At 72.1% G+C, this 23,172-nt stretch carries 21 protein-coding genes; 8 read left to right on the forward strand and 13 right to left on the reverse strand.

Annotated features, from left to right (window positions below; translation table 11 throughout):
• Window positions 1-12: 12 nt before the first annotated feature.
• Window positions 13-1,314, reverse strand: a complete 1,302-nt coding sequence (locus HOO61_RS17805) for a DNA polymerase IV (protein ID WP_172260859.1) — start codon at window positions 1,312-1,314, stop codon at window positions 13-15.
• A 188-nt stretch (window positions 1,315-1,502) separates the two neighbouring features.
• Here HOO61_RS17805 and HOO61_RS17810 point away from each other — a divergent pair, with 188 nt between their 5' ends.
• Together HOO61_RS17810 and HOO61_RS17815 are read left to right on the forward strand one after the other, a co-directional pair.
• On the forward strand, window positions 1,503-2,528 hold the full coding sequence (locus tag HOO61_RS17810) for a DUF4192 domain-containing protein (RefSeq protein WP_172260861.1): 1,026 nt from the start codon (window positions 1,503-1,505) through the stop codon (window positions 2,526-2,528).
• Between the two features lie 53 nt (window positions 2,529-2,581).
• Window positions 2,582-4,045, forward strand: coding sequence for a glutamate-cysteine ligase family protein (locus HOO61_RS17815; protein WP_172260863.1), 1,464 nt, complete (start codon window positions 2,582-2,584; stop codon window positions 4,043-4,045).
• A gap of 24 nt (window positions 4,046-4,069) precedes the next feature.
• On the opposite strand, the gene HOO61_RS17820 is transcribed toward HOO61_RS17815, so the two are convergent.
• Entirely contained in the window at window positions 4,070-4,534 is a 465-nt protein-coding gene (locus HOO61_RS17820) for a hypothetical protein (protein ID WP_172260865.1), read from the reverse strand.
• A 124-nt stretch (window positions 4,535-4,658) separates the two neighbouring features.
• Between HOO61_RS17820 and HOO61_RS17825 the strand changes: the two genes are divergently transcribed.
• From HOO61_RS17825 to HOO61_RS17840, 4 genes are all read left to right on the forward strand, one after another.
• On the forward strand, window positions 4,659-5,060 hold the full coding sequence (locus tag HOO61_RS17825) for a universal stress protein (RefSeq protein WP_172260867.1): 402 nt from the start codon (window positions 4,659-4,661) through the stop codon (window positions 5,058-5,060).
• A 74-nt stretch (window positions 5,061-5,134) separates the two neighbouring features.
• Window positions 5,135-5,701 carry an HhH-GPD-type base excision DNA repair protein gene (locus HOO61_RS17830; RefSeq protein ID WP_172260869.1) on the forward strand — a complete coding sequence of 189 codons (567 nt, stop codon included), beginning with the start codon at window positions 5,135-5,137 and terminating at the stop codon, window positions 5,699-5,701.
• Window positions 5,702-5,848: 147 nt separating this feature from the next.
• Window positions 5,849-7,354, forward strand: coding sequence for an RNA polymerase sigma factor (locus HOO61_RS17835; RefSeq protein ID WP_367650230.1), 1,506 nt, complete (start codon window positions 5,849-5,851; stop codon window positions 7,352-7,354).
• A 340-nt stretch (window positions 7,355-7,694) separates the two neighbouring features.
• Entirely contained in the window at window positions 7,695-8,507 is an 813-nt protein-coding gene (locus tag HOO61_RS17840) for a M28 family metallopeptidase (protein WP_367650231.1), read from the forward strand.
• A 6-nt stretch (window positions 8,508-8,513) separates the two neighbouring features.
• On the opposite strand, the gene HOO61_RS17845 is transcribed toward HOO61_RS17840, so the two are convergent.
• Window positions 8,514-9,461, reverse strand: a complete 948-nt coding sequence (locus HOO61_RS17845; RefSeq protein WP_172260871.1) for a CapA family protein — start codon at window positions 9,459-9,461, stop codon at window positions 8,514-8,516.
• Window positions 9,462-9,729: 268 nt separating this feature from the next.
• Here HOO61_RS17845 and HOO61_RS17850 point away from each other — a divergent pair, with 268 nt between their 5' ends.
• A complete protein-coding gene (locus tag HOO61_RS17850) occupies window positions 9,730-10,275 on the forward strand; it encodes a hypothetical protein (protein WP_172260873.1) in 546 nt (181 codons plus the stop codon).
• Between the two features lie 10 nt (window positions 10,276-10,285).
• Here the strand turns inward: HOO61_RS17850 and HOO61_RS17855 are convergent, their stop codons facing one another.
• The 6 genes from HOO61_RS17855 to HOO61_RS17880 all read right to left on the reverse strand — a co-directional run bounded on the left by HOO61_RS17855 (window position 10,286) and on the right by HOO61_RS17880 (window position 15,058).
• Window positions 10,286-10,702: an ATP-binding protein gene (locus tag HOO61_RS17855; RefSeq protein WP_172260875.1), complete on the reverse strand. Its 417-nt coding sequence runs from the start codon at window positions 10,700-10,702 to the stop codon at window positions 10,286-10,288.
• Window positions 10,692-11,024, reverse strand: coding sequence for an STAS domain-containing protein (locus HOO61_RS17860; protein ID WP_172260877.1), 333 nt, complete (start codon window positions 11,022-11,024; stop codon window positions 10,692-10,694). Before HOO61_RS17860 ends, HOO61_RS17855 begins: the two co-directional genes overlap by 11 nt.
• Entirely contained in the window at window positions 11,021-13,003 is a 1,983-nt protein-coding gene (locus HOO61_RS17865; RefSeq protein WP_172260879.1) for a glycosyltransferase family 2 protein, read from the reverse strand. Before HOO61_RS17865 ends, HOO61_RS17860 begins: the two co-directional genes overlap by 4 nt.
• Window positions 13,000-14,160: a SpoIIE family protein phosphatase gene (locus HOO61_RS24995; RefSeq protein WP_172260881.1), complete on the reverse strand. Its 1,161-nt coding sequence runs from the start codon at window positions 14,158-14,160 to the stop codon at window positions 13,000-13,002. The genes HOO61_RS17865 and HOO61_RS24995 overlap by 4 nt, the downstream gene beginning before the upstream one ends.
• A 69-nt stretch (window positions 14,161-14,229) precedes the next feature.
• Window positions 14,230-14,706 carry a DUF456 domain-containing protein gene (locus HOO61_RS17875; protein WP_172260883.1) on the reverse strand — a complete coding sequence of 159 codons (477 nt, stop codon included), beginning with the start codon at window positions 14,704-14,706 and terminating at the stop codon, window positions 14,230-14,232.
• 106 nt (window positions 14,707-14,812) lie between these two features.
• On the reverse strand, window positions 14,813-15,058 hold the full coding sequence (locus tag HOO61_RS17880) for a hypothetical protein (protein ID WP_216659052.1): 246 nt from the start codon (window positions 15,056-15,058) through the stop codon (window positions 14,813-14,815).
• Window positions 15,059-15,292: 234 nt separating this feature from the next.
• Between HOO61_RS17880 and HOO61_RS17885 the strand changes: the two genes are divergently transcribed.
• Window positions 15,293-17,365: a type IIA DNA topoisomerase subunit B gene (locus tag HOO61_RS17885; protein WP_367650232.1), complete on the forward strand. Its 2,073-nt coding sequence runs from the start codon at window positions 15,293-15,295 to the stop codon at window positions 17,363-17,365.
• Window positions 17,366-17,587: 222 nt separating this feature from the next.
• Here HOO61_RS17885 and HOO61_RS17890 read toward each other — a convergent pair whose 3' ends face one another.
• From HOO61_RS17890 to HOO61_RS17905, 4 genes are read right to left on the reverse strand one after another with little or no spacing between them, the layout of a single operon-like run.
• The gene (locus tag HOO61_RS17890) at window positions 17,588-18,082 is read right to left on the reverse strand and encodes a beta-class carbonic anhydrase (protein WP_367650233.1); all 495 of its coding nucleotides are present in this window, start codon (window positions 18,080-18,082) and stop codon (window positions 17,588-17,590) included.
• Between the two features lie 20 nt (window positions 18,083-18,102).
• Window positions 18,103-19,878 carry an MFS transporter gene (locus tag HOO61_RS17895; protein ID WP_367650234.1) on the reverse strand — a complete coding sequence of 592 codons (1,776 nt, stop codon included), beginning with the start codon at window positions 19,876-19,878 and terminating at the stop codon, window positions 18,103-18,105.
• Window positions 19,875-20,603 (reverse strand): LppX_LprAFG lipoprotein, encoded by a 729-nt coding sequence (locus tag HOO61_RS17900; RefSeq protein WP_172260889.1) that lies wholly within the window; start codon window positions 20,601-20,603, stop codon window positions 19,875-19,877. The genes HOO61_RS17895 and HOO61_RS17900 overlap by 4 nt, the downstream gene beginning before the upstream one ends.
• Window positions 20,604-20,607: 4 nt before the next feature.
• Entirely contained in the window at window positions 20,608-23,124 is a 2,517-nt protein-coding gene (locus HOO61_RS17905) for a DNA topoisomerase (ATP-hydrolyzing) subunit A (protein ID WP_172260891.1), read from the reverse strand.
• Between the last annotated feature and the right edge of the window lie 48 nt (window positions 23,125-23,172).

Here is a 23,172-nt window from a genome sequence, read left to right on the forward strand (position 1 = left end):
GTCGGCCGTCCGTCACTCCTCGGCCGGCGGCTCGAAGCGGTGGAGGGCCGGGTCGTCGGCCCGGAAGCTGCGCACCGGGCCCGGCGGGGTGTCGGCGGTCTCGAAGCGCACGGTGACGACGCCGGAGCCGGAGCCCCAGACCCAGCCCGGGCCCATCTCGTCGTGGACGACGTCAGCGCCCGGTGGCCACGCGCGCCGTGGCGGCTCGGGGAGCACCACCTCGACCTCGTCGTCCTCGCCGGTCTCGCCGAAGAGGTCCTCCTGCACCCAGTCCGCCAGCCCGGACACGCCGACGCCCAGGAGCCGTACGCCGCCGGTGGTGTCGAGGTCGGCCAGCAGCGCGCGGGCCATCCGGGCGATGGTCGCGCCGTCGTCGGTCGGGCTGGTCAGCGTGCTCGACCGGCTGAGGGTGGTGAAGTCGTGCAGGCGGACCTTGATCGTGACGGTCCGACCGGAGTGGCCGTTCTTCCGCATCCGGGTGCCCACCTCGCGGGCCTGCCTGGTCAGCAGCCCCTCCATCAGCCGGCGGTCGGTGAGGTCGGTGTCGTAGGTGCCCTCGACGCTGATCGACTTCGCCTCGCGCTCGGCGACGACCGGGCGCGAGTCCTGCGCCCGGGCCAGCTGCCACAGCCCGTGTCCCTGCGCCTGACCCAGCAGCCGCACGAGCTCGTCCTCGCTGACCGTCTCGAGCTCGGCCACGGTGTGGACGCCGGCGCGACGCAGGCGCTCGGCGGTGGCCGGACCGACGCCCGGGATCACCTTCACCTTCATCGGTCTGAGGAGGTCGAGCTCCGTGCCGGGAGGGACCACGGTCATGCCGTCGGGCTTGTCGAGCTCGCTGGCGACCTTGGCGAGGAACTTCGAGGAGGCGATGCCGACCGTCGCGGTGAGCCCGCCCGTGACCTCGTGCACGCGTCGCCGCAGCTCGGCCCCTGCCGCGGTCACGGTCTCGACATCGAGGTCGGGCAGACCGGCGGCCGCGAGGTCGACGAAAGCCTCGTCCAGCGAGAGCGGCTCGACGAGGGGGGAGAGGTCGCGGAGCACCTCCATGACCTTCTTGCTGGTCGCGCGGTAGGCGTGGAAGCGGCCGCTGAGGAACGCCGCGTGCGGGCAGCGCGCGCGTGCTTCTCGCCCCGACATCGCGGACCCGACGCCGTAGCGACGCGCCTCGTACGACGCGGTGGACACCACGCCGCGGCCGCCGGTGCCACCGACGATGACCGGCTTGCCGCGCAGCGAGGGCTTGTCGCGTTGCTCGACAGCGGCGAAGAAGGCGTCCAGGTCCAGGTGGAGGATCGACGCGGTGCTGCGCATCAGCCGGTGGGGCCGGGAGCGAGCAGCAACGTCACGGTGTCATTCTCCCGCATCCCGCGTGGGCGCTGGATCGCCCTCCGTCCGGTCGTGCGCCACCAACCGTCCACAGGAGCCTTGAGACAGCCACTGTCCACAGGCGGAAGCAGGTCCGGGCGCGGAGGTTCGGTGCTCGCGGGAAGCGTGTCGGCATGGAACCTCACGAGCTCGTCCCCGACCCGCCGCCCTCCCTTTCCTCCCAGTCCTCCCCGACCCCCTCCTCGGGCGGTCCGACCACCTTGCGCGTGCGCACCCCGGGCGACATCGCCGCCTTCGTGCCCCTCGCGATGGGCTTCGTGCCGCAGCGGTCGGTCGTCGTGGTGAGCGTCGGCGGCACCGGCGGCGGCATGCACGCCCGCGTCGACCTGCCACACGACGTCGATGACGTCGACGACGTCGTCGAGGCGCTCCTGCGGCCCGCGCGGCGCAACGGCGTGGCCGACGTCGTCGTCGTGGTCTACGACGACGACACGACGGTCGCCGACGAGGCGGCCTGGTCGGTGCACGACGAGTTCACCGCGGCCGGGATCACCGTCCGCGAGGTGCTGCGCGTCCACGACGACCACTGGTACGCCGTCCTTCCGGGCGCCCCGCTCGCCGCCTACCGGGGTGTCCCGTTCGTCCGGGCCGAGCACCCCTTCACGGCGCAGGCCGTCTTCGAGGGGCGGGTCACCCACGCCAGCCGCGAGGCACTGCGTGAGACCCTCGCGCCCGACGTGGCGGCAGCGAGGCTGGTCGTGCCCCACCTTGCCGGCGCGAGGCCGCTCCCTGCGGGCGCGCTGGAGGCGTTGGTCCGTCGCCACCTCGGCGCCGGCACGACCTTCTCGGCTCCCGAGCTCGCCTCTGTCGCGGCGACCGTGCGCACCGGTGAGCGGCGCGACGAGGCGTGGGCCTGGCTCGACCGCGTGGACGCCCGCGGAGCCGTCGGGCTCTGGTCCGACGCGGTGCGCCGACTGCCCACGACCCACGTCGCCGGTCCCGCCGCCGTGCTGGCGTTCGCGGCGTGGCTCGTCGGTGACGGCGCCCTCGCGTGGTGCGCCGTCGACCGCTGTCGCGAGGGCGAGCCGGCCCATTCGCTGGCCGGGCTCGTGTCCCAGCTGCTGGAGTCGGCGACCCCGCCGGACTCGTGGGCGGACCTGCGGCCCGTGCTCGACGTCAGCGGTGACCCGGCGGCGTGAGACCAGCCCTGTGGACGGTTCCCGCGCGATGCCGCCGTGACTAGGGTGCCGTCATGGGAGAAGAGGTCGACCAGCAGGAGTTCAGTCGAGCCGACCGGACGCGTCATCGCGAGAAGGTGCGCCGCAACCTCGACGTGTTCGCCCGCATGCTGCGCGAGGCCGCGTTCGACACCGACGACCCGATGACCGGTCTGGAGATGGAGCTCAACCTCATCGACGAGGCCGGCGACCCGGCGCTGAAGAACGCCGAGGTCCTCGAGGCCATCGCCGACCCCGACTTCCAGACCGAGCTGGGCCAGTTCAACATCGAGATCAACGTCGCCCCGGCCAAGCTCCGCGAGGGTGGTCTCTCGAAGTTCGAGGACAGCCTGCGCCGTTCGCTCAACTACGCCGAGGAGAAGGGCTCGAAGGTCGGGGCCCACCAGGTGATGATCGGGATCCTCCCGACACTGGCGGAGGGCCACATGAACGTGTCCTCCCTCAGCTCCAACCCACGCTACAAGCTCCTGTCGGAGCAGATCCTCGCTGCCCGCGGTGAGGACATCACGATCAGCATCTCCGGCAAGGAGCGCCTCACCACGACCGCGGACTCGATCGTCCCCGAGGCGGCGTGCACCAGCACCCAGTTCCACGTGCAGACCTCGCCCGACCAGTTCGCCGCCCACTGGAACGCCGCCCAGGCGATCGCGGGCGTGCAGCTGGCGGTGTCCGCGAACTCGCCCTACCTGCTCGGCAAGGAGCTGTGGCGCGAGACCCGCATCCCGTTGTTCGAGCAGGCGACCGACACGCGCAGCGAGGAGCTCAAGGCGCAGGGCGTCCGGCCGCGGGTGTGGTTCGGGGAGCGGTGGATCACCTCGGTCTTCGACCTCTTCGAGGAGAACGTCCGCTACTTCCCGGCGCTGCTGCCCGTCACCGACGACGAGGACCCGCTCGAGGTCCTCGAGTCCGGTGGCACCCCCAGCCTCCACGAGCTCAAGCTCCACAACGGCACGATCTACCGCTGGAACCGCCCCGTCTACGACATCTCGGAGGGCAGGCCGCACCTGCGCGTGGAGAACCGGCTCCTCGCGGCCGGTCCGACGGTCGCCGACACCATCGCCAACGCCGCGCTCTGGTTCGGCCTGGTCCGCTACCTCGTCGAGAGCGAGCGGCCGCTGTGGTCGCAGATGTCGTTCTCCGCAGCGGAGGAGAACTTCCACGTCGCCGCCCAGATGGGCGTCGACGCCCAGGTCTACTGGCCGGGCCTCGGGCAGGTCCGGGCCACCGAGCTGGTGCTGCGCCGACTGCTGCCGATGGCGCGCGCCGGACTCGACTCCTGGGGCGTCCCGTCGGAGGAGAGCGACCGCTACCTCGGCATCATCGAGCAGCGCTGCCAGACCGAGGCCAGTGGCGCGGGGTGGTTCGTCGACCGCGTCCGCGAGCGCGGGGGAGAGGACCGCTACGACGCACTCCGGGGCACGCTGCTCGACTACCGCGACCGGATGCACAGCAACGAGCCCGTCCACACCTGGGACTGACCCGAAGGCCCGTCGCTCCCCGGGTCAGGTGCGCGCCGCGAGCGGTCGGGGTCGCAGCCGGCGCCACTCCCGGCGTACGCCGCTGACCGGGTCGAACCACCCCCGCCGGGTCACGACGACCAGGCTCGCGGGCATGCCGAGGGCGTGAGCAGCCCACGCCGCGGGCCCGAGCCAGCACAGGTCGTCGTCGTGGGGGCTGAGCTCGCCGGGCCGGGTGAGCCACAGCAGCGGGCGCGGGGTGAGCGCGGCTGAGGTCCTCAGCAGGGCGAGGACGACGTCAGCCCGCAGCCCGGCGTCGGACAGGGGCGGGTCCTCGACGTGCCGGACGTGTCGTCCGGGCACCCCGGCGTGGACCGCCACCGGGAAGCGGCGTCGGTCCTCGCCCTCGACCAGCTCGAGCGTGGCCGCGCGCAGGACGGCATGCGTGTAGCGGTCGATGGGCGCCTGAAGTGCGGGCTGGAGTGCGGGCTGGAGCGCGAGCGGGTGCACCGTCCCACCCTGCCGCAGCACGGAGCGTCCGACCCACCCCTCCACAGGCTGCCCAAGGACTGTGGTTTCCGTTACGGTGCCAGCAGGCCAGCGGCGAGGCGTCGTGGCCCCGAGAGGAGACACCATGGGCACCGTCGTCGTCGGGTACGTCCCCAAGCCAGAGGGTGAAGCGGCGCTTGCCGCCGGCATCAACGAGGCCAAGCTGCGTGGCAGCAAGCTGGTCGTGGTGAACTCCCACCGGGGAGGTCAGGAGTTCGACGGGCCGGCCGCCCGCTCCTCCGAGGACGACCTCACCGGCATCCAGAAGCGGCTCGAGGAGGCCGGCGTCGAGCACGACGTCCGCCAGCTTGTGCGTGGCTTCGAGCCCGCCGAGGACCTGATCAGCATCGCCGAGGCCAACGGAGCCGAGCTGCTTGTGATCGGTCTGCGCCGCCGCTCGCCCGTCGGCAAGCTCATCCTCGGCAGCAACGCCCAGCGCGTGCTCCTCGACGCCCCGTGCCCGGTGCTGGCGGTCAAGGCGCAGTAGCGGCGCTCCACACCGCCCGCGGCTCGCGCGCGTGCGCGGGCCACGCGGCGGCGTCCGTCGGGCAGGATGGCCCCATGGGCTTCCAGATCACGGGCGACCCCGCCGCCGACAAGGTTCTCGACGACTCCGCGTTCGCCCTGCTGGTGGGCATGATGCTCGACCAGCAGTACCCCATGGAGCACGCCTTCCGCGGGCCCGCCAAGGTCCTCGAGCGGTTCGGGACGGTCGAGCCCGAGGCGATCGCGGCGGCCGACCCCGAGGAGTTCGCGGCGATGGCCGCCACCCCTCCGGCGATCCACCGCTTCCCGGGCTCGATGGCGGCGCGCCTGCAGGAGCTGGCTCGCATCGTGGAGGACTCCTACGGCGGCGACGCCTCGCGGCTCTGGACCGAGGCCGCGGACGGCAGGGACCTGCTCAAGCGAGTGATGGCGCTGCCGGGGTTCGGCAAGCAGAAGGCGCAGATCTTCGTCGCCCTCCTCGCCAAACAGCTCGACGTACGTCCCGACGGCTGGGAGGACGTCGTCGGTGACTACGCGCTCGAGGGACACCGCTCGGTCGCCGACGTCGTGGACGCCGAGTCGCTGCAGAAGGTGCGCGAGTTCAAGAAGTCCAAGAAGGCCGCCGCGAAGGCCTCGGACTGACGGTCGCCACGCGGACCCGGCGCGCCGAGGTCACGGACACGCGCGTCGACATGCTGATGTCGGCCCTTCTGGGAGGCCGTGGCAGAATGACGGCGCGGCTCTTGACGTCACCGGGCCTCGCCGCGCCCCGAAGTTGCTCGACGAGAGGTGTTCGTGTCCTCACACGCACGCAAGTTGCTCCCCGCGGAGGTGCTGACGCACCCCTCCATCGCTGCCCTGGTCGCCGGTGCCACTCCCACCGGCACCGTGTCCCCCGAGGACGTACGGCGCGCCAGTGACGAGGCCGGGGTCGAGCCCCGGCACCTCAAGGCGCTGCTCGTGCACCTGGGCGGCCTCGGGATCTCCGTCCAGATCGACGCCGCCGGCATGCGTGCCGTCGCCGCCACGAGCAAGCGGGCCGCGACGTCGTCTGCTGCGAAGAAGGCGCCGGCGAAGAAGGCGCCCGCCAAGAAGGCCGCCGCTCCCGCCGCGTCCAAGGCTGCGGCGCCGGCGAAGAAGGCTGCTGCCAAGAAGGCCGCGACGTCCGCCGTGACGCCCGCAGCCGACGAGGTCGTCGACCTCGGCGCCGTCGAGGCCCCGGTCGTCGGGCCGGACGGCAAGAAGGTCCTGCCGGACATCCCGGACGCGGAGTTCGAGAAGGACGTCGCCAAGGACCCGACGATCAAGGAGGACGAGAAGCAGGCCTTCACCGTCTCCGCGGCCGACGAGACCGACGAGCCCGAGCAGCAGGTGATGGTGGCCGGCGCCACCGCCGACCCGGTCAAGGACTACCTGAAGCAGATCGGCAAGGTGCCCCTCCTCAACGCCGAGATGGAGGTCGAGCTCGCCAAGCGGATCGAGGCTGGCCTGTTCTCGGAGGAGAAGCTCGCCAAGGGCGGGCGGATCAGCCCGAAGATGCTCGAGGAGTACGAATGGATCGCCGAGGACGGGCGTCGGGCGAAGAACCACCTCCTCGAGGCCAACCTGCGACTCGTCGTCTCGCTGGCCAAGCGTTACACCGGTCGCGGGATGCTCTTCCTCGACCTCATCCAGGAGGGCAACCTCGGCCTGATCCGTGCGGTCGAGAAGTTCGACTACACCAAGGGCTACAAGTTCTCGACCTACGCCACGTGGTGGATCCGTCAGGCGATCACCCGCGCGATGGCCGACCAGGCCCGCACCATCCGCATCCCGGTGCACATGGTCGAGGTCATCAACAAGCTCGCGCGCGTGCAGCGCCAGATGCTCCAGGACCTGGGCCGCGAGCCCACGCCGGAGGAGCTGGCCAAGGAGCTCGATATGACCCCGGAGAAGGTCATCGAGGTCCAGAAGTACGGCCGCGAGCCCATCTCGCTGCACACGCCCCTCGGCGAGGACGGCGACTCCGAGTTCGGTGACCTCATCGAGGACTCCGAAGCCATCGTCCCGGCCGACGCGGTGTCGTTCACCCTGCTCCAGGAGCAGCTGCACGCGGTGCTCGACACCCTCTCGGAGCGTGAGGCCGGCGTGGTCTCGATGCGCTTCGGCCTCACCGACGGCCAGCCCAAGACCCTCGACGAGATCGGCAAGGTCTACGGCGTGACACGCGAGCGGATCCGCCAGATCGAGTCGAAGACGATGTCGAAGCTGCGCCACCCGAGCCGCTCGCAGGTCCTGCGCGACTACCTGGACTGAGCCCCGGCTCGTCCCGCACGTCACGAGCAGCGCCGTCCGGTCGGGCGGCGCTGCTCGGCAATTCGCGGGGCCACCGCGTGGCGGACAGGTGCCCCGGCGCGGGTGGGGCTGGCAGGCTGGCACCGTGACGACGGGCCGCCCGCACCTCCGACGTGCCCTCTGCGGTGCCGTGGCGGTGCTGGCGACGGCTGCGTGCACCACGGAGCAACCCGCACCCGAGGGGTCCGCGCAGCGGACGGCGGCACCCGAGGAGACGGCTGAGTCGTCCCCGTCCCCGCAGGCGACGGAGCCGGCGCCGGGGACGGCGACGCAGACAGGGGAGCCAGAGCCTGCCCCCGACGTGCCCATCTCCGCCGACGACGTCGACCCCGCCATCGCGGTCCGGGCGGTGCGCCACCTCGCCGGGCGGATCGGTCCGCGCGAGGCCACGGGGGCGGCGTACGCACGCGCGGCTCGCTGGGTCTCCGCCGAGCTGTCGCGGCTCGGGTACGACGTCGAGCAGCAGCGCGTGGACGTCCCGGCGGGGGAGTCGTGGGGCGTCCCCGTGCCGGCCGGGCGGTCCGTCAACGTCGTCGCGGCCCCGACCGGCTTCGACCCGACCCGACCGCACCTCGTGGTCGGGGCGCACCTCGACACGGTGCCGCAGGCACCCGGAGCCGAGGACAACGCCTCGGGGGTGGGCGTGGTGCTCGCGGTCGCCGAGGCGGCCTCCCGGCGCTCCACCCGACTTCCCACGGTGTTCGTCGCGTTCGGTGCCGAGGAGCCCCGCGGCGACCCGGAGGACCACCACTACGGCTCACGACGCTACGTCGCGCAGCTCGGTCCGCAGGAGCGCGCCGCGGTGCGCGAGATGGTGTCGCTCGACCGGGTCGGCGTGGGTGACCGGGTGCCGGTCGGGTCCGCGAACGGCTCCGACCCGGTGCAGCGAGCGCTGCTGGCAGCGGCCCGGCGTGCCGGCGCCGCGGCCGTCGCCGAGAGCGGTCAGCGCAGCAGCGACCACTGGTCCTTCGTCCGTGACGGCCTGCCGGGTGCGCGGCTGGGTTCGACGCCGTACGCCGGCTACCACTCCGCCGGTGACGTGCCGGCGGTCGTCTCCGCGGCGCAGCTCGAGCGGGTCGGCCGGATCGTCGCGGAGTGGCTGGCCCCGCGATGACGCGGCTCAACCCAGTCCGGCGCACTCCCGCAGCGCCGCCCGGCGGTCCCGGGACGCGGCCGCTGCCGCGCCGGTGTCGCGGGTGGCGAGGCCGTCGGCGCCGATCGTCGCGGGCCACCAGCGCGACGCGGTGACCTCGGCCCGGCCCGCCGGGTCGCGGGGTGGCCGGACGGTGAGCGTCAGGACGCCGGTGGGCCCGGGGGAGTACCACGCGAAGTTGCCCAGGCCGTAGGCGACGTAGCCGGGGCCGAGTCGCCCATCGCCCTGCAGCTCGTGCGCGTGGCTGCCCACCACGACGTCCGCACCCGACGCGACGAGCCGACGCGCCAGCGAGCGCTGGTCGTCCGAGGGGCAGCGCTCGCCCTGCACGCCCCAGTGGAGGTAGGCGACGAGGATGTCGGCAGTGCGGCCGGCCAGGCGGACCTCGCGGAGCAGGCGCCGCGGGTCCAGTGCACCGGCGACGCCGGACCTGTCCGGACCCGCGGCCCAGGCGCCGGTCGGGTCCGCGGTCGGGTCCTGGTCCGCCGCCGAGGCGGCGATCGTCGCCACTCGCGTGCCGGCCACGTCGGTGAGGGCCGCGGCGAAGGCCTCCTCCTCGTCGGCACCGATCCCGGCGACGGCCAGCCGCGGGTCCGCGGCGGCCGCGCGGCGGGCCGCCCGGAGCGTCGAGGGGAGCCGCGATCGACCGAAGTCGAGCGCGTGGTTGTTGGCCATGCTGGCGACGTCGACGCCTGCCGCGGCCAGGGCGGTGAAGGCCGACGCGGCGGCGGAGAACGTGAACCGCTTCCCGGGCTCCGGACGCCCACCCGAGCCGACGGAGGTCTCGAGGTTGACGATCGCGACGTCCGCTGCCGCAAGAGCGGCCGAGGCCGGGGCGAGGGCGGTGGCAGGGCGGCGCAGGCGTGGGGCGAGCGCCCCCTCGAAGTGCACGTCTCCCGCGACCGCGATGCGCACCGGAGCCGGGCGCCGTTCTCGCGGATCGGGCGCGGGAGCGGCCTCCCGGGGCGCTTCTGCCGGCGCACCTGACGCGGGCGGCGAGGACGGCTCATCCGCGGGGCTGCAGCCTGCGAGCACGGCGCACCCGAGGAGCGCGACCACCGTTCCGCGGCGACGTACGCCCCTGCGCCCCGCCCCGGTCATGGGGCCATCGTGCCACCGGCGAACCGCCCACCTCCCGAAGTGGGTGGACGTGACGGGGGTGGGCGGTGACACACTCGGCAGCATGACATCTCGGATCGCACTGACAGTCGGCTCGGCGGTCGTGGTGGCAGGCCTCGGCGCCGCTCCCGCGCACGCAGAGTTCTACAGCACCTCCGACCCCGCTGACGCGAAGGGCTCGCTCACCGACATCCGGGCCGTGCGTGCCAAGCACGGCGCGGCCAACGTGGTGGTGAAAGTCCGTTTCCAGGACCTGACGCGCTCGAGCGCGGCGGGGCTCTCGATCTTCGTCGACACGGACCGGGGCGCGAAGGGAGCCGAGTTCGTCCTGAGCAGCGGGTTGAACGACGGGACGGACTACGTGCTGACCGAGGCGTCGGGCTGGCGGGGCACCGACCAGCGCGTCGACTGCGACTACCAGGCGAAGCTCCGGTGGGGCGCCAAGAACTCGGTTCGGGCGCGGATCGACCGCTCCTGCCTGGGGGAGCCGCAGTCGGTCAGGGTCTCGGTCAAGATGGCGGATCCCACGGACGGCTCCGCCCGGGTCGTCGACTGGTCGCCTGAGCGCCGCCGCTGGAGCCTCCCAATGGAGCCCGGCCTCGGAGCGTGAGGCCGGCCCCTCACGCCTGCCAGCGACGCACCATCGTCCACACGTTGCTCTCGCCCTCGCGCCGGTAGCCGAGCTCGTCGAGCACGGCCGAGGCGAGCGGGAGGCCGCGCCCGGACTCGGCCATCTCGCCGGGCATGTCGTGCGTGGCGGCCGCGTCCCACTCGGCGTACTCCTCGCCGGAGTCGGCGAGCCGGGCGGTGAGCGCGCCCGGGGACACGTCGAGACGGAAGTGCCAGGCGACCTGCCCGACCGGGCGTCCGTGCTCGACGACGTTGTTGGCCAGCTCCATCACCGCGGTCTCGAACATCATCACGTCGGACGCGGGGATGTGCGGGTGCTCGGTCGAGACCCGTTCGAGCAGGTCGTGCAGCTGCTCCATGTCGCGCGGGACCGCGAGGCCGGCGATCTCGTAGTGCTCACCAGTCACGACGCGCGTCCTCGACCGTGTCGTGGGGACGAAGGATGCGGTCGAGGTTGGTGAGCCGGAGGACCGTGCGCACCTGCTCGCCAGCCGCGGCGATCCTGAGGTCGCCGCCCGCCTGGCGACACGTCTTGAGCCCGCTCACGAGCGCCCCGAGCCCGGAGGAGTCGATGAACGCCGTCGGCCCGAGGTCGACGACCACCTTGGGTGCCTGGGCGACGGCCGCCGCGATGGCCTCGCGGAAGGGCGTCGCCACCGCCATCGACACCCGCGCCGGGCACACGATCACCGCCACGCCGTCGCTGACGTCGGTCTGCCACTCGGTCATGCTGCTCTCTCCTCCACCTGGTCGGGGAACTCCGGCACGCGGAACCGCGCGGCCTCGATGATCACGCTGAGCACCAGCAGGTCGTAGGCGACCCACAGCCAGTTGACGCCGGTGCCGATCACCGACGTGGTCGTCCCGGCCCACAGCCGCAGCCCGCCCACCACGCAGGCGACGACGAGGACGGCCATGGCCGTCAGCTGCGGCCAGATCAGCCGCCACGGGAAGGGCTGGCTCGCCTGGCGCGTCTTGGGGGTGACGACGAACCCCAGGGGTCGCCCGAACCAGACGTTGGCGGCCGCGGTCACGCAGGCGCGTATCCACAGCGGGAACAGCGCCAGGCTGTACTGGTGGCCGCGCCAGGTCTTCACCCCGTAGCCGATGATCGCGAACAACAGCTGGTTGAGCACGACGTAGGGGACGAAGTAGGCGAGGAAGGTCAGGCCGTAGGCCTTGACCGGCAGGATGCCGAGGCAGAGGTAGACCACGGGCGCGGCGAGGTAGATGACGGCCGCGAACCCGGAGAGGTAGCTCCACATCGTCGCGAAGTACATAAGCCGCTGGCCCGCGCTCATCCCGCGCTGGGTGAGCGGGTTCTCGCGCAGCAGCACCTGCAGCGTGCCCTGCGCCCACCGGAGGCGCTGCTGCAGCATGGTGCGCAGGTCCTCCGGCGCCAGCCCGTGGGCGAGGACCTCGTGGTGGTAGACCGACTTCCAGCCGTTGGCGTGCAGACGCATGCAGGTAGCCATGTCCTCGGTCACCGAGACCGTGGCGAGCGGCATCATGGGCTGGGCCTCGTCGGCACGGTCGACGTCGACAGCGGTCATGAGGCGGCGTACGGAGTCGACGGCGGCGAGGGGGGACAGCTCACGCCGGGAGAGCTGGTCGAGCGCCGCGTCGTCAACGACAGGCAGGCCCAGCTCCGCGTCGACCTCGACCGGCAGCAGGCCCAGCGCGTCGTCGGTCAGCAGCTCGAGGTCGGCGAGGTCGGCCCGGATGGCCGCGAGGTCGTCGCTGACGACCGATTTGCTGGCCTCCTGCACCGCCTGCTGGAACGCGTACGTGACCTCCGAGACCGGGACGCCCTCGTCGAGCCGCCGCTGGGCGACGTGGACCGCGTCGAGCACCTCGCTGATCGAGGGGACCAGCTCCGGGGTCTCCTTGCGGGCGCGTGCGACGGCCTTGTCGAGGACGCGCCGGGACGCCTGGAGCGTGTCGCGCACGGCGCGCTCGACCTCCCGGACGTAGCCGACGATGCCGAGCTGCATGAGCGCGTCGCGACGCAGCAGGGCATTGGACCCGCAGAAGAACGCGGCGTTCCAGCCGTCCTTGCCCTGCTGGATGGGTCCGTAGAAGAGGGGCGCCTGGCTCCCGAGCGGGTCGCTGTCGGTGACGTTGCTGAACCACTGGGGCGTCTGCACCAGCGCCACCTCCGGGTCCCGGAACCAGCCCAAGGTCTTGCCGAGGATCAGGGGGTCGGGCACCTGGTCGGCGTCGAGGATCAGCAGGAACTCTCCCTCGGTGCGGAAGAGGGCACTGTTGAGGTTGCCGGCCTTGGCGTGGCGTGGCATGTCCTGCCACTCGTCGCCCCGGGTGAGGTAGCCGACGCCCAGCCGCTCGGCGGCGGCCCGCATCTCCGGTCGGTCGCCGTCGTCGAGGATCCACGTCGTGTGGGGGTGGACGATCCGCTCGGAAGCCTTCGCGGTCGCGGTCACCATCTCGACCGGCTCGTTGTAGGTCGTGATCAGCACGTCGACGGTCGCGCCCTCGGGCGGCGGCGGCGCCTCCCCACGCTCCTTGCGACGCCACATCGTGAGGCCGAAGAGGTAGGAGTCGACGAGCGAGTAGGTCTCGGCCAGCACGAGGGGGACGGCGATCCACCAGTTGGGCCAGTTGACCGAGAACAGCCAGCGCCAGCCGACGTAGAGCGTGCCGCTCGTCAGGGTGAGCAGGACCAGGATCCTGACGGACAGCTGCTTCACGTGGTCTCCCGTCGTACCGCGATCACGGTCAGGTCGTCGCTCGTGGTGAGCTCGCTCACCCGCTCGGTCACCAGCTCGACGATCGTGGCCGGGTCCGGTGTCTGTGCTGCGAGGTCCCGCGCTGCCGCGAGCGCGTCCTCAGCGCTCGCGAACGCGTCGAGGACGCCGTCGCTGACCGCGAGCAGCGTCTCGCCGGGCGCCAGGACACCCGACCGGGCCGTCCAGTCGTCCCCTGCCATCGCCCCCAGTGGGAGGTCGCCCGAGGCGAGGCGCCGCACGTCGCCGTCGGGCTGCAGGACGAACGCGAGGCCGTGGCCGGCGTCGACGTACTCCATCTCGCCGCTCCGCGGGTCGATGCGGACGGCGAACAGGGTGACGAACGTGCCCGCGTCGTCGAGGTCGTCCTGGCTGTCCACGGCCGCGCGGGTGACGGTGGCGGCCACGCTGTTGAAGGGGGAGGTGCCCCGCACGAGGGTGCGCACCTGGGCGGCGATCATGGCGGCGACCAGGCCCTTGCCCATCACGTCCGCGAGCACCACCTGGAGCCGGCCGTCGAGCGCCTGCCAGTCGTAGAAGTCGCCGCCGACCGAGCGGGCGGGCTGGCAGTGGCCGGCGATCTCGAGACCGGGGACCCGCACGTCCTGGCGCGGCAGCAGGCGGCGCTGGACCTCGCGGGCCTCGCGCTGGTCGCGATCGCGGTCGAGCTCCTGCTCGACCCACGCGGCGAGGTCGCCCAGCATCCTGTCCTCGGCCTCGCTCAGCTCACGCGGCCGGTCGTCAGCGAGGCAGAGGGTGCCGACGACGTGGCCGTCGGCACGCAGCGGTCGTCCGGCGTAGAAGATCGCCGGCTCGTCGGACACGACCGCCGGGTGCTGCGCGAGCTCCGGGTCCTCACGGGCGTCGGGGAGGACGACAGGGCGGTCCTCGATGACCGCGACCGCGCAGAGCGACTCCGACACGGGCCGCACCGACGAGGTCAGCCCGACCTGCGCGAGGCTGACCTGCTGACGGTCGTCGACGAGGTTGACCGCGGCGACGGGCACGTCGAAGAGGCGTCGCGCCATGCGTACGACGCGGTCGAACCGATCGTCGCGGTCTCCGAACGCCACGAGGCTCTCGACCGCGGCGAGGCGTGCAGGATCGTCGAGCCGAGACACGCCGCGACCCTAGCAACAGAACGAGGTGGTCTGGACCGGTATCTGCGAACTCGAGCGGGTGTCGGTGGTTCAGGTGGCCGCGACGCCGGCGGCCCACACCACGGCGGCGAGGAAGGCGGCGACGAGCTCGATCAGGATCGACGTGGCCACGGCGTGCAGGGCGCCCTTGGTCGAGGGCCACGCGAGTGCACCGCCGACGCGGGCCCGCTCGGCGAGGTAGACGCCGAGGACGAAACCGATGAACATCCCGATGACGGGGACCACGAAGAAGCCGGCGAACGCGAGCAGGCCACCCGCGAGGAGGGTCCGCGTCGGCACTCCGGAGGCCTTGAGCCGCCGGCCGGGGACGAGGTACTTCACGACCGACCCGCCGACGAGGAGCACCGCGCTGACCCCCAGGACGGCCCAGGCGGTCGACGTGCCGATGTCGAGGGCCCACACCAGGATCGCGCCGAGCACGAGGATCGTCCCCGGCAGGACGGGGACGATGATGCCCGCGATGCCGACGGCGATCGCGAGGGCGACGAGGATCTCGAGGGGGGTCACGGTCTCAGCCTCCCAGACGCCGCCCACCAGCCGGACGCGGACGCAGAACGGCCCCGGAGAGCGTGTCCGGGGCCGTTCGGGAGTCGGTGGGTGGGTGGGGTCTGTCTCAGGCCTCGCTGCCTGCGGCGGGCGTGTCCAGCTTGTGGGTCTCGTCGTGGACGGTCGCGGCGACCTCGCGGAGCTTCTCGCCGTGCTCGCGGGCGTGGTGGGCGCAGAACAGCAGCTCGCCGCCGGTCTGGAGCTCCACCCGCAGGTAGGCCTGGGCGCCGCAGCGGTCGCAGCGGTCACCAGCCGTGAGGACGGCCTGGGTGGGTGCGGTGGCAGTGGTCACGTCAGCCTCATTTCTGTTCATCGGTGTCTGGCCCAACGTAGCCAGTCGGACAAAGATTCCCCGCTGGTGCTTCCGGATCGAGACTCCTGAAGTCAATCACGTCACACTCTTCCGCGCTGGCGTTGTCCTCAAGCGTGGACGAGCCGTTGCAGAAGCGATACCTGTCAGGTGCCCCACGCTAGCCCGGCCCATGCGCGGCGCGAGGCAGGCGTGCCTCCGTCGGCGCCCGGCGTGTCGCAGGTAGGTTCTTCCCTTGTGGCAGCACCATCGGACAACACCTACAACGCCGCACACCTCCTCGTCCTCGAGGGGCTCGACGCGGTTCGCAAGCGACCGGGCATGTACATCGGCTCGACCGACACGCGCGGGCTGATGCACTGCCTCTGGGAGATCATCGACAACGGCGTGGACGAGGCACTGGCCGGTGTCGCGCACCGCGTCGAGGTGACGCTCCACGACGACGGCTCCGTCGAGGTGTACGACGACGGGCGCGGCATCCCGACCGACAAGGAGCCCAAGACCGGGCTGTCGGGCGTCGAGGTCGTGGCCACCAAGCTGCACGCCGGCGGCAAGTTCGGCGGTGGCTCCTACGTCGCCACCGGCGGTCTGCACGGCGTCGGCCTGTCGGTGGTCAACGCGCTCTCCGCCCGCATGGACATCGACGTCGACCGCTCGCCCTCCCAGCAGGGCCTGTCCTTCCAGCGCGGGGTGCCGGGCGTCTTCGACGGCGACGGACCCGGAGCGTCCTTCACCCCCACGTCCGGTCTGTCCCGCAAGGGCAAGCGCGTGGCGAAGGGGAAGACGGGCACGCGGATCCGCTTCTGGCCCGACCGGCAGATCTTCACCAAGGACGCCCGGTTCGAGATGGACGGCCTCATCGGCCGCGCCCGCCAGACGTCGTACATCGTCCCGGGCCTCGAGCTCGTCATCCGCGACCAGCGCACCGACGAGATGGTCGAGGAGAAGTTCCGTCACGACGGCGGCATCGCGGAGTTCGTCGAGTTCCTCTCCCACGGCGAGCCGGTCACCGACATCCTGCGCCTGCAGGGCACCGACACCTTCACCGAGACGGTGCCCCTGCTCGACGACAAGGGCCACATGACGCCGCAGGAGGTCGAGCGCGAGCTCACCGTCGACGTCGCGGTGCGGTGGGACACGGCGTACGACACCGAGCTGCGCTCGTTCGTCAACGTGATCGCGACGCCGAAGGGCGGCACCCACGTCAGCGGCTTCGAGGCCGCCCTGACCAAGACCTTCAACGACGCCATGCGCGCCGCGAAGGTGCTGAAGGCCGCCGACACCGATGTCATCAAGGACGACGTGCTCGAGGGCCTGACCGCGGTGGTGACCGTGCGGCTCGCGGAGCCTCAGTTCGAGGGCCAGACCAAGGAGATCCTCGGCACGCCGGCCGCGCGCAGCGTCGTGCGCAAGGTCGTGGCCGGCGAGCTCAAGGCGTTCCTCACCTCGACCAAGCGGGCCGAGAAGGCGCAGGCCAAGCTGCTCATGGAGAAGGTCGCGGGGGCGTCGAAGACCCGGCTGGCCGCACGCCAGCACAAGGAGAACCAGCGCCGCAAGAACGCGCTGGAGTCCTCCGCGCTGCCGGCCAAGCTCTTCGACTGCCGCAGCACCGACACCGAGCGCACCGAGCTGTTCATCGTCGAGGGCGACTCGGCGATGGGCACGGCGAAGGCCGCCCGGAGCAGCGAGTTCCAGGCGCTGCTCCCGATCCGCGGCAAGATCCTCAACGTCCAGAAGGCCACCGTCGGCGACATGCTGAAGAACGCCGAGTGCGCCTCGATCATCCAGGTCGTCGGCGCCGGCTCCGGCCGTACGTTCGACCTCGAGGCGGCTCGCTACGGCCGGATCATCCTGATGGCTGACGCCGACTCCGACGGTGCCCACATCCGGTGCCTGCTGGCCACGCTGTTCTTCAAGTACATGCCCGAGCTGGTGCGCGACGGACGGCTCTTCTCGGCCGTGCCGCCGCTGCACCGCATCGAGCTGTCCAACCCCAAGAAGGGGATGGACAAGTACATCTACACCTATTCCGACGACGAGCTGCAGCGCAAGCTGGCCGAGCTCAAGAAGAAGAACGTCCGCTGGAAGGACCCGGTCCAGCGCTACAAGGGCCTCGGCGAGATGGACGCCGACCAGCTGGCCGAGACGACCATGGACCCCCGCCACCGCACGCTGCGCAAGCTCACCATCGACGACGTCGACGAGGCGAGCAAGGTCTTCGACCTGCTGATGGGGTCCGACGTCGCCCCGCGCAAGGAGTTCATCGTGCAGGGCGCCTACGAGGTCGACGTGGAGACGCTGGACGCGTGACGGGCGAGCACCATGCAGGCAGTTCGTCGCGGGCCGGGCGGCGCCGAGCGTGAGACCCGGCGCCAGGCCAACCAACTGCCTTCATGGTGCACGGCTCGGCCCGTTCAACGTAGGCAGTTCGCTCGTGCCAGCAGCTGGTCGAGCGTGGTCTCTGCAAGCAGCCTCCCGAACTGCCTATGCTGGTCGAGCTGCGCGCCCGACCAGCGCCGAGGAAAGGGCGCCTCAGGCGTGCTGGGTGAGGATCCCGGAGTCGACGTCGTAGAGGAAGCCGCCGACCTTGGCGCGCTCGCCGATGAGCGGGTGGGCGCGCACCTTGGCGACGTCCTGGCTCAGCTGCTCGAGCTGGTCGGTGACGACCCCGAAGGACTGCCAGCTCGCGTCGACGCCCGCCGACTCGCCCACCTTGTCCCGCAGCTCCTGCTCGGAGGCCGAGGCCATCGCGCAGCGGGTGTGGGGCACCACGAGGATGCGCTGCACGTTGAGCAGGTGCACACCGAGGACCAGCGCCTCGAGGGCCTGCGGCGTCACGCGCGCCCCGGGGTTGCGGAAGATCTTGGCGTCGCCGTGCCGGAGCCCGAGCATGCCCAGCGGGTCGATGCGCGAGTCCATGCAGGTCACGAGGGCGATGCCGGCATGGGCCTTGCCGTCGAAGCCGCCGAGGTCGAAGGAGTCCGCGAACGCGCGGTTGGCCTGCAACAGGTCGTCGAAGTCGCTCACGCCCGGCAGGTTAGCGCCCCTCAGGCATGCCCGGTGAAGACGTCCCGCGCTGCGAGCCGGGTGGGGCGCACCTCGCGGAACAGCACGAGGGCCAGGACGGCGGCGACGACCGCGCACCCCGCCGCTCCCCAGAAGACGGCGTGCTCCTGGGCGATGCCCGCGACCCGGAGGAGGTCGGAGAACTCCTTGCACCGGCTCTTGCCGTCGCACACCTCCTGCACCGGGGGCACGGCCAGCTGCTCGGAGTAGTAGCGGCGCAGCCCGATCGTGGTGAGCGCGGAGATGCCCACGAGCATGCCGACCATCCGGGCGACCACGACGAATGCGCTCGCGACGCCGTGCACGTCGTCGTCGGTGAAGGCGAGCAGGGCGGCGTTGACCGGGGCCAGGGCCAGTCCGAAGCCGAGCCCGCCCGTGACGAGCGCGACGTTGGCGACCGGCTCCTCGATGGTGGTGAGCCCCCAGCGCGTCATCAGCACGAAGCCGGTGGCGGCGAGCAGCATCCCGCCGGCGGTGACCAAGCCTGGGGAGAGGTAGCGGATGACGTAGCCGCCGGCCACGGCACCGACGGGCAGGGCCAGCAGGAAGCGGACGAGCACGAGGGCGGCCGGCAGCTGGTCGTCGGGGTAGACGGTGGTGCGGGCGAAGAGCGGGATGTCGATCAGGGCGGCGATCAGCGCGGCGCCGACGAAGAAGCTGACCAGCAGCGCTCCCCACGCCGGCGTACGACGCAGCGCGCCGCGGGGCACGAGCGGGCTGGCGGCGCGGCGGAGGTGCCAGGTGAAGGCCACGGCCGCGACGACCGCGCCGAGGAGGTACCACCGGCCCTGGGGGGAGAACACCTCGACCTTGGGGTCGGCGGTGGCGAAGGCCAGGATCACCCCGCCGAGGACCGCCGCGAGCAGCAGCGCGCCGACCAGGTCCGCGTCGACGAGCACGCGGGTCCAGCCGCGCAGGTCGAGCAGCGGGCGGGGCGCGAACCAGCACCACGCCAGCAGCAGCACGAACGTGACGACGGTGGCGGCGCCGATCGGGGTGAGCCAGCGCCCATCGCCGGCGAAGGGGATGAACAGCTGCCCCCACGTCAGGTCGCGCATCAGCGACGCGGGGCGCAGGAAGACCACCGCGGCGCACACGAGGGTCACCGTGACCAGCAGCAGGCCGATGAGGTCGGGCCGCCGTCCGCCGGAGCGGGACGCCCGGTCGTGGTGCGGTGCGAGGGCGCGGATGGCGGCGGCGAGCACCAGACCGACGGCGAGGTTGATCGCGAAGATCGCGCGCCAGTCGGCGACGGCGAGGACCGCCGCACCGAAGAGCGGACCCAGCACCGACCCGATCTCCTGGACCGCGGAGACCACGCCCAGCGGGACGCCGCGGCGCTCGACGGGGTAGAGGTCGGCCACCAGCGCCAGCGTGGCCGGCACCAGGCCACCGCCGCCCACGCCCTGGAGGAAGCGGCCGGCGACGATGCTGGGCATGTCGTAGGCGACCGTGGTGATGAGCGAGCCGAGGGCGAACAGCACGAGCGCCATCACCAGCACGGGCACCCGCCCGCGCAGGTCGGCGATGCGGCCGATGAGCGGGAGCATCGCGACGTAGCCGAGGAGGAAGCCGCTGACGATCGGGGCTGCTCGCTGCAGCTGGTCGATCGGCACCCCGACCCCGGTCATCATGTCCGGGAGTGCGAGGACCACGACGTAGGTGTCGGCCGCCGCGAAGGCGACGGCCACGGCCGCCATGGCGAGCAGCGCCCGCGAGGTGCGGGACACCGCGGCCTCGCCCGTGGCGGTGCTCACGGCGCGGTGATGTCCTTCTCGGTGCCGTAGTCGGCGAAGTCGACGGTGTAGGTCATCGGCTCGGCGCGCGGGTAGAAGACGCCCGTGAGCGTGGCCTTGCGCAGCTCGCCGGCGTCGCTGACCTGCCACTCCACGTCGAAGGTGTCACCGGACGACGAGGGGATGATGGCGTCCATCGCGTCTCCGGGGACCGTGCCGGAGTAGGTGGTGAGGATCTCGGAGTTGTCCGCCCCGCCGCGCACGCTCTCGCCGGCCTCGGGCGACTCGGTGAGGCCCAGCAGCCCGGCGAAGCCGTCGTCCCCGATGAGGTTGGACGGGTCGGGGGCGCCGTACTCCTTGGGGTTGACCTTGTTCCAGCCCGGGGTGAACGGCAGCTGGGCGTAGACCGTGTCGTCGACGGCGACCACGGGTACGTCGACGGTCTGGCCGGCGAACACCACGGTGATCGAGCCGTCGAAGGCGGGGGCCTGCGTGATCGTTCCGGTGGCCCTGGTGATGCCGGAGACCCCGTCGGGAAGCGAGGGCGTGGAGAGCGTGAGGTCGACGCCACTCGTCTCCGTGAGGGTCGTGGCCGCCTCGTCGAGCACCTCCTCGGGCGTCGGGCCCTCGTCGCCCTCGCCACTGGCCCCGTCGGCGCCGGAGCAGGCGGACAGGGCCGGGAGGGCGAGCACGACAGCGGTGAGCGTCGTGGCGAGTCGACCGGAGGTGCGGGCGCGAGCGAGCATGCCCTCAGCCTTCCACAGGGGCGGCTGCCCCACCGTCGCCCGCGCCCGCAGCGGCCGCTCGGGTCGCGACCTGGGCGGACACCGGTGAGGCCACGGCGGCGATGGGCTGCGGCGCCGGGACACCGGAGCCGTCACGCCGGCCGTTGGCCTCGGGCAGGTCGACGGGCGCGCCGCTCGAGGCGGCGGCGCGGGCCGGGCCCGGACCGGCCCAGGCGGTGACCAGGGTGTCCTCTCCCTTGAGGAACCGGTGGCTGCGCACGCCGCCGGTCGCGCGGCCCTTGCCGGGGTACTCGCTGAACGGGGTCACCTTGACGGCTCCGGCCTCGGTGCCGGGCAGGGCCGTGGAGGAGCCGGAGGCGGTGACGACGACGGCATCCTCGGGGACGAAGGCGCCGAAGAACGCGACCCGCTGGCCCTCGCCGAGCTTGATGCCGGCCATGCCCCCGCCGGAGCGACCCTGCGGTCGTACGCCCGAGGCGGGGAAGTGGAGCAGCTGGGCGTCGGAGGAGATGAAGCACAGCTCCTCGTCGCCGGTGACGAGCTCGACCGCCCCGACGACCTCGTCGTCGTCCTTGAGGCCGATGACCTCCCACTCGTCGCGGTTGAGGACCTCGGGGTTGACCCGCTTGACGACGCCGTCGCGCGTGCCGAGGGCGAGCCCGGGGCCGTCGGTGGGCAGCGAGGTGAGGGCCAGGGCCCGCTCGCCCGGATCGAGGGCGAGCATCTCGCTGAGCGGGAGGGTGCCCTGGAGGTTGGGGTCGTTGGCGGTGGGTGGCAGCTCCGCGTTGCTCAGGTCGAGCACGGAGAGCCGCATCACCCGGCCGCGGCTGGTGACCACGCCGATCTCCCCGCGCTTGGTGGTGCGCACCACCGAGACGGCGACGTCGTGGTTGGCCCGGTCGCCGCCGGAGCCCGGGGGCTCGGCATCGCGGGTGCGGGCGAGGAGCCCGGTGGAGGAGAGGAGGACGTAGCAGGGCTCGTCGGCGACCTCGACCGAGGCCACGGCCGCCGTGACGGCGGGCGCGGCGCCGAGCAGGACCGTGCGGCGCGGGGTGCCGTGCTCCTTGGCGACCTCGGTCAGCTCGTCGGAGACGACCTTCCGGAGCAGCTTCTCGTCGGCCAGGATCGCGTCGAGGTACTCGATCGTGCGCTCGAGCTCGCTCTTCTCCTTCTCCAGCTCGAGCCTGCTGAACTTCGTCAGGCGGCGCAACGGCATGTCGAGGATGTAGTCGGCCTGGACCTCGGAGAGGTCGAAGACCGAGATCAGGCGCTCCTTGGCCGCGGCGGCGTTGTCGGAGCCGCGGATGACCTGGATGACCTCGTCGATGTCGAGGATCGCGACGAGCAGGCCGTCGACGAGGTGCAGCCGGTCCGCGGCCTTCTGGCGGCGGAACGTGGAACGACGGCGTACGACGTCGAAGCGGTGGCCGAGGAAGACCTCGAGCATCTCCTTGAGGCCGAGCGTGCGCGGCTGGCCGTCGACCAGCGCGACGGCGTTGATGCCGAACGAGTCCTCCAGCGCCGTCTGGCGGTAGAGCTGCTCCAGGATCGCCTCGGGGACGAAGCCGTTCTTGATCTCGATGACCAGGCGGAGGCCGTGCTCGCGGTCGCTGAGGTCCTTGATGTCGGCGATGCCCTGCAGCTTCTTGGCGAGCACGAGCTTCTTGATCTGGTCCATCACGCGCTCGGTGCCGACGCCGTAGGGCAGCTCGGTGACGACGATGCCCTTGCGCCGTGCGGTCACCGACTCGATCCGGGCGGTGGCACGCATCTTGAACGTGCCACGGCCACTCTCGTAGGCGTCGCGGATACCGTCGAGGCCGACGATCTTGCCGCCGGTCGGCAGGTCGGGCCCGGGCACGAACCGCATCAGGTCGTCCAGGGACGCCTTCGGGTGGGTGATCAGGTGCTTGAGCGCCTGGACGACCTCGACGAGGTTGTGCGGGGCGATGTTGGTGGCCATGCCGACCGCGATGCCGGCCGAGCCGTTGACCAGGAGGTGGGGGATGGCGGCCGGCAGGACGACCGGCTCCATCTCCCGTGAGTCGTAGTTGGGCTTGAAGTCAACGGTGTCCTCGTCGATGGAGGCGGTCATCGCCACCGCGGCGGGTGCCATCCGGCACTCCGTGTAGCGCATGGCGGCGGGGGAGTCGTCCGGCGAGCCGAAGTTGCCGTGGCCGTCGACCGTGCGCAGCCGCATGGACCACGGCTGCGCCATCCGGACCAGCGCGTCGTAGATCGCCCCGTCGCCGTGCGGGTGCAGCCGGCCCATGACCTCACCGACGACGCGGGCGCTCTTGACGTGACCGCGGTCGGGCCGCAATGACATGTCGTCCATCGTGTAGAGGATCCGCCGCTGCACCGGCTTGAGGCCGTCGCGCGCGTCGGGCAGTGCGCGGGAGTAGATGACCGAGTAGGCGTACTCGAGGAACGACGTCTGCATCTCGTCGCGGATGTCGGTGTCGAGGATGTGCTCCTCGAAGTCGTCCGGGAGGGGCTCCTGCTTCGTACGTCGTGCCATGGCGTCATTGTCCCCGGTGCCCGCTCCCGGACCACGGGGGGCACGCCG

This window comes from Nocardioides sp. zg-1230 (assembly GCF_013155335.1).
Taxonomy (GTDB): domain Bacteria; phylum Actinomycetota; class Actinomycetes; order Propionibacteriales; family Nocardioidaceae; genus Nocardioides.

What these genes read in the sequence shown, in the direction of transcription:
- HOO61_RS17805 (WP_172260859.1), bottom strand. Translation starts at nt 1,314, where the DNA reads ATGCGCAGCACCGCGTCGATCCTCCACCTGGACCTGGACGCCTTCTTC.
- HOO61_RS17810 (WP_172260861.1), top strand. Translation starts at nt 1,503, where the DNA reads ATGGAACCTCACGAGCTCGTCCCCGACCCGCCGCCCTCCCTTTCCTCC.
- HOO61_RS17815 (WP_172260863.1), top strand. Translation starts at nt 2,582, where the DNA reads ATGGGAGAAGAGGTCGACCAGCAGGAGTTCAGTCGAGCCGACCGGACG.
- HOO61_RS17825 (WP_172260867.1), top strand. Translation starts at nt 4,659, where the DNA reads ATGGGCACCGTCGTCGTCGGGTACGTCCCCAAGCCAGAGGGTGAAGCG.
- HOO61_RS17830 (WP_172260869.1), top strand. Translation starts at nt 5,135, where the DNA reads ATGGGCTTCCAGATCACGGGCGACCCCGCCGCCGACAAGGTTCTCGAC.
- HOO61_RS17850 (WP_172260873.1), top strand. Translation starts at nt 9,730, where the DNA reads ATGACATCTCGGATCGCACTGACAGTCGGCTCGGCGGTCGTGGTGGCA.
- HOO61_RS17860 (WP_172260877.1), bottom strand. Translation starts at nt 11,024, where the DNA reads ATGACCGAGTGGCAGACCGACGTCAGCGACGGCGTGGCGGTGATCGTG.
- HOO61_RS17880 (WP_216659052.1), bottom strand. Translation starts at nt 15,058, where the DNA reads ATGAACAGAAATGAGGCTGACGTGACCACTGCCACCGCACCCACCCAG.
- HOO61_RS17900 (WP_172260889.1), bottom strand. Translation starts at nt 20,603, where the DNA reads ATGCTCGCTCGCGCCCGCACCTCCGGTCGACTCGCCACGACGCTCACC.
- HOO61_RS17905 (WP_172260891.1), bottom strand. Translation starts at nt 23,124, where the DNA reads ATGGCACGACGTACGAAGCAGGAGCCCCTCCCGGACGACTTCGAGGAG.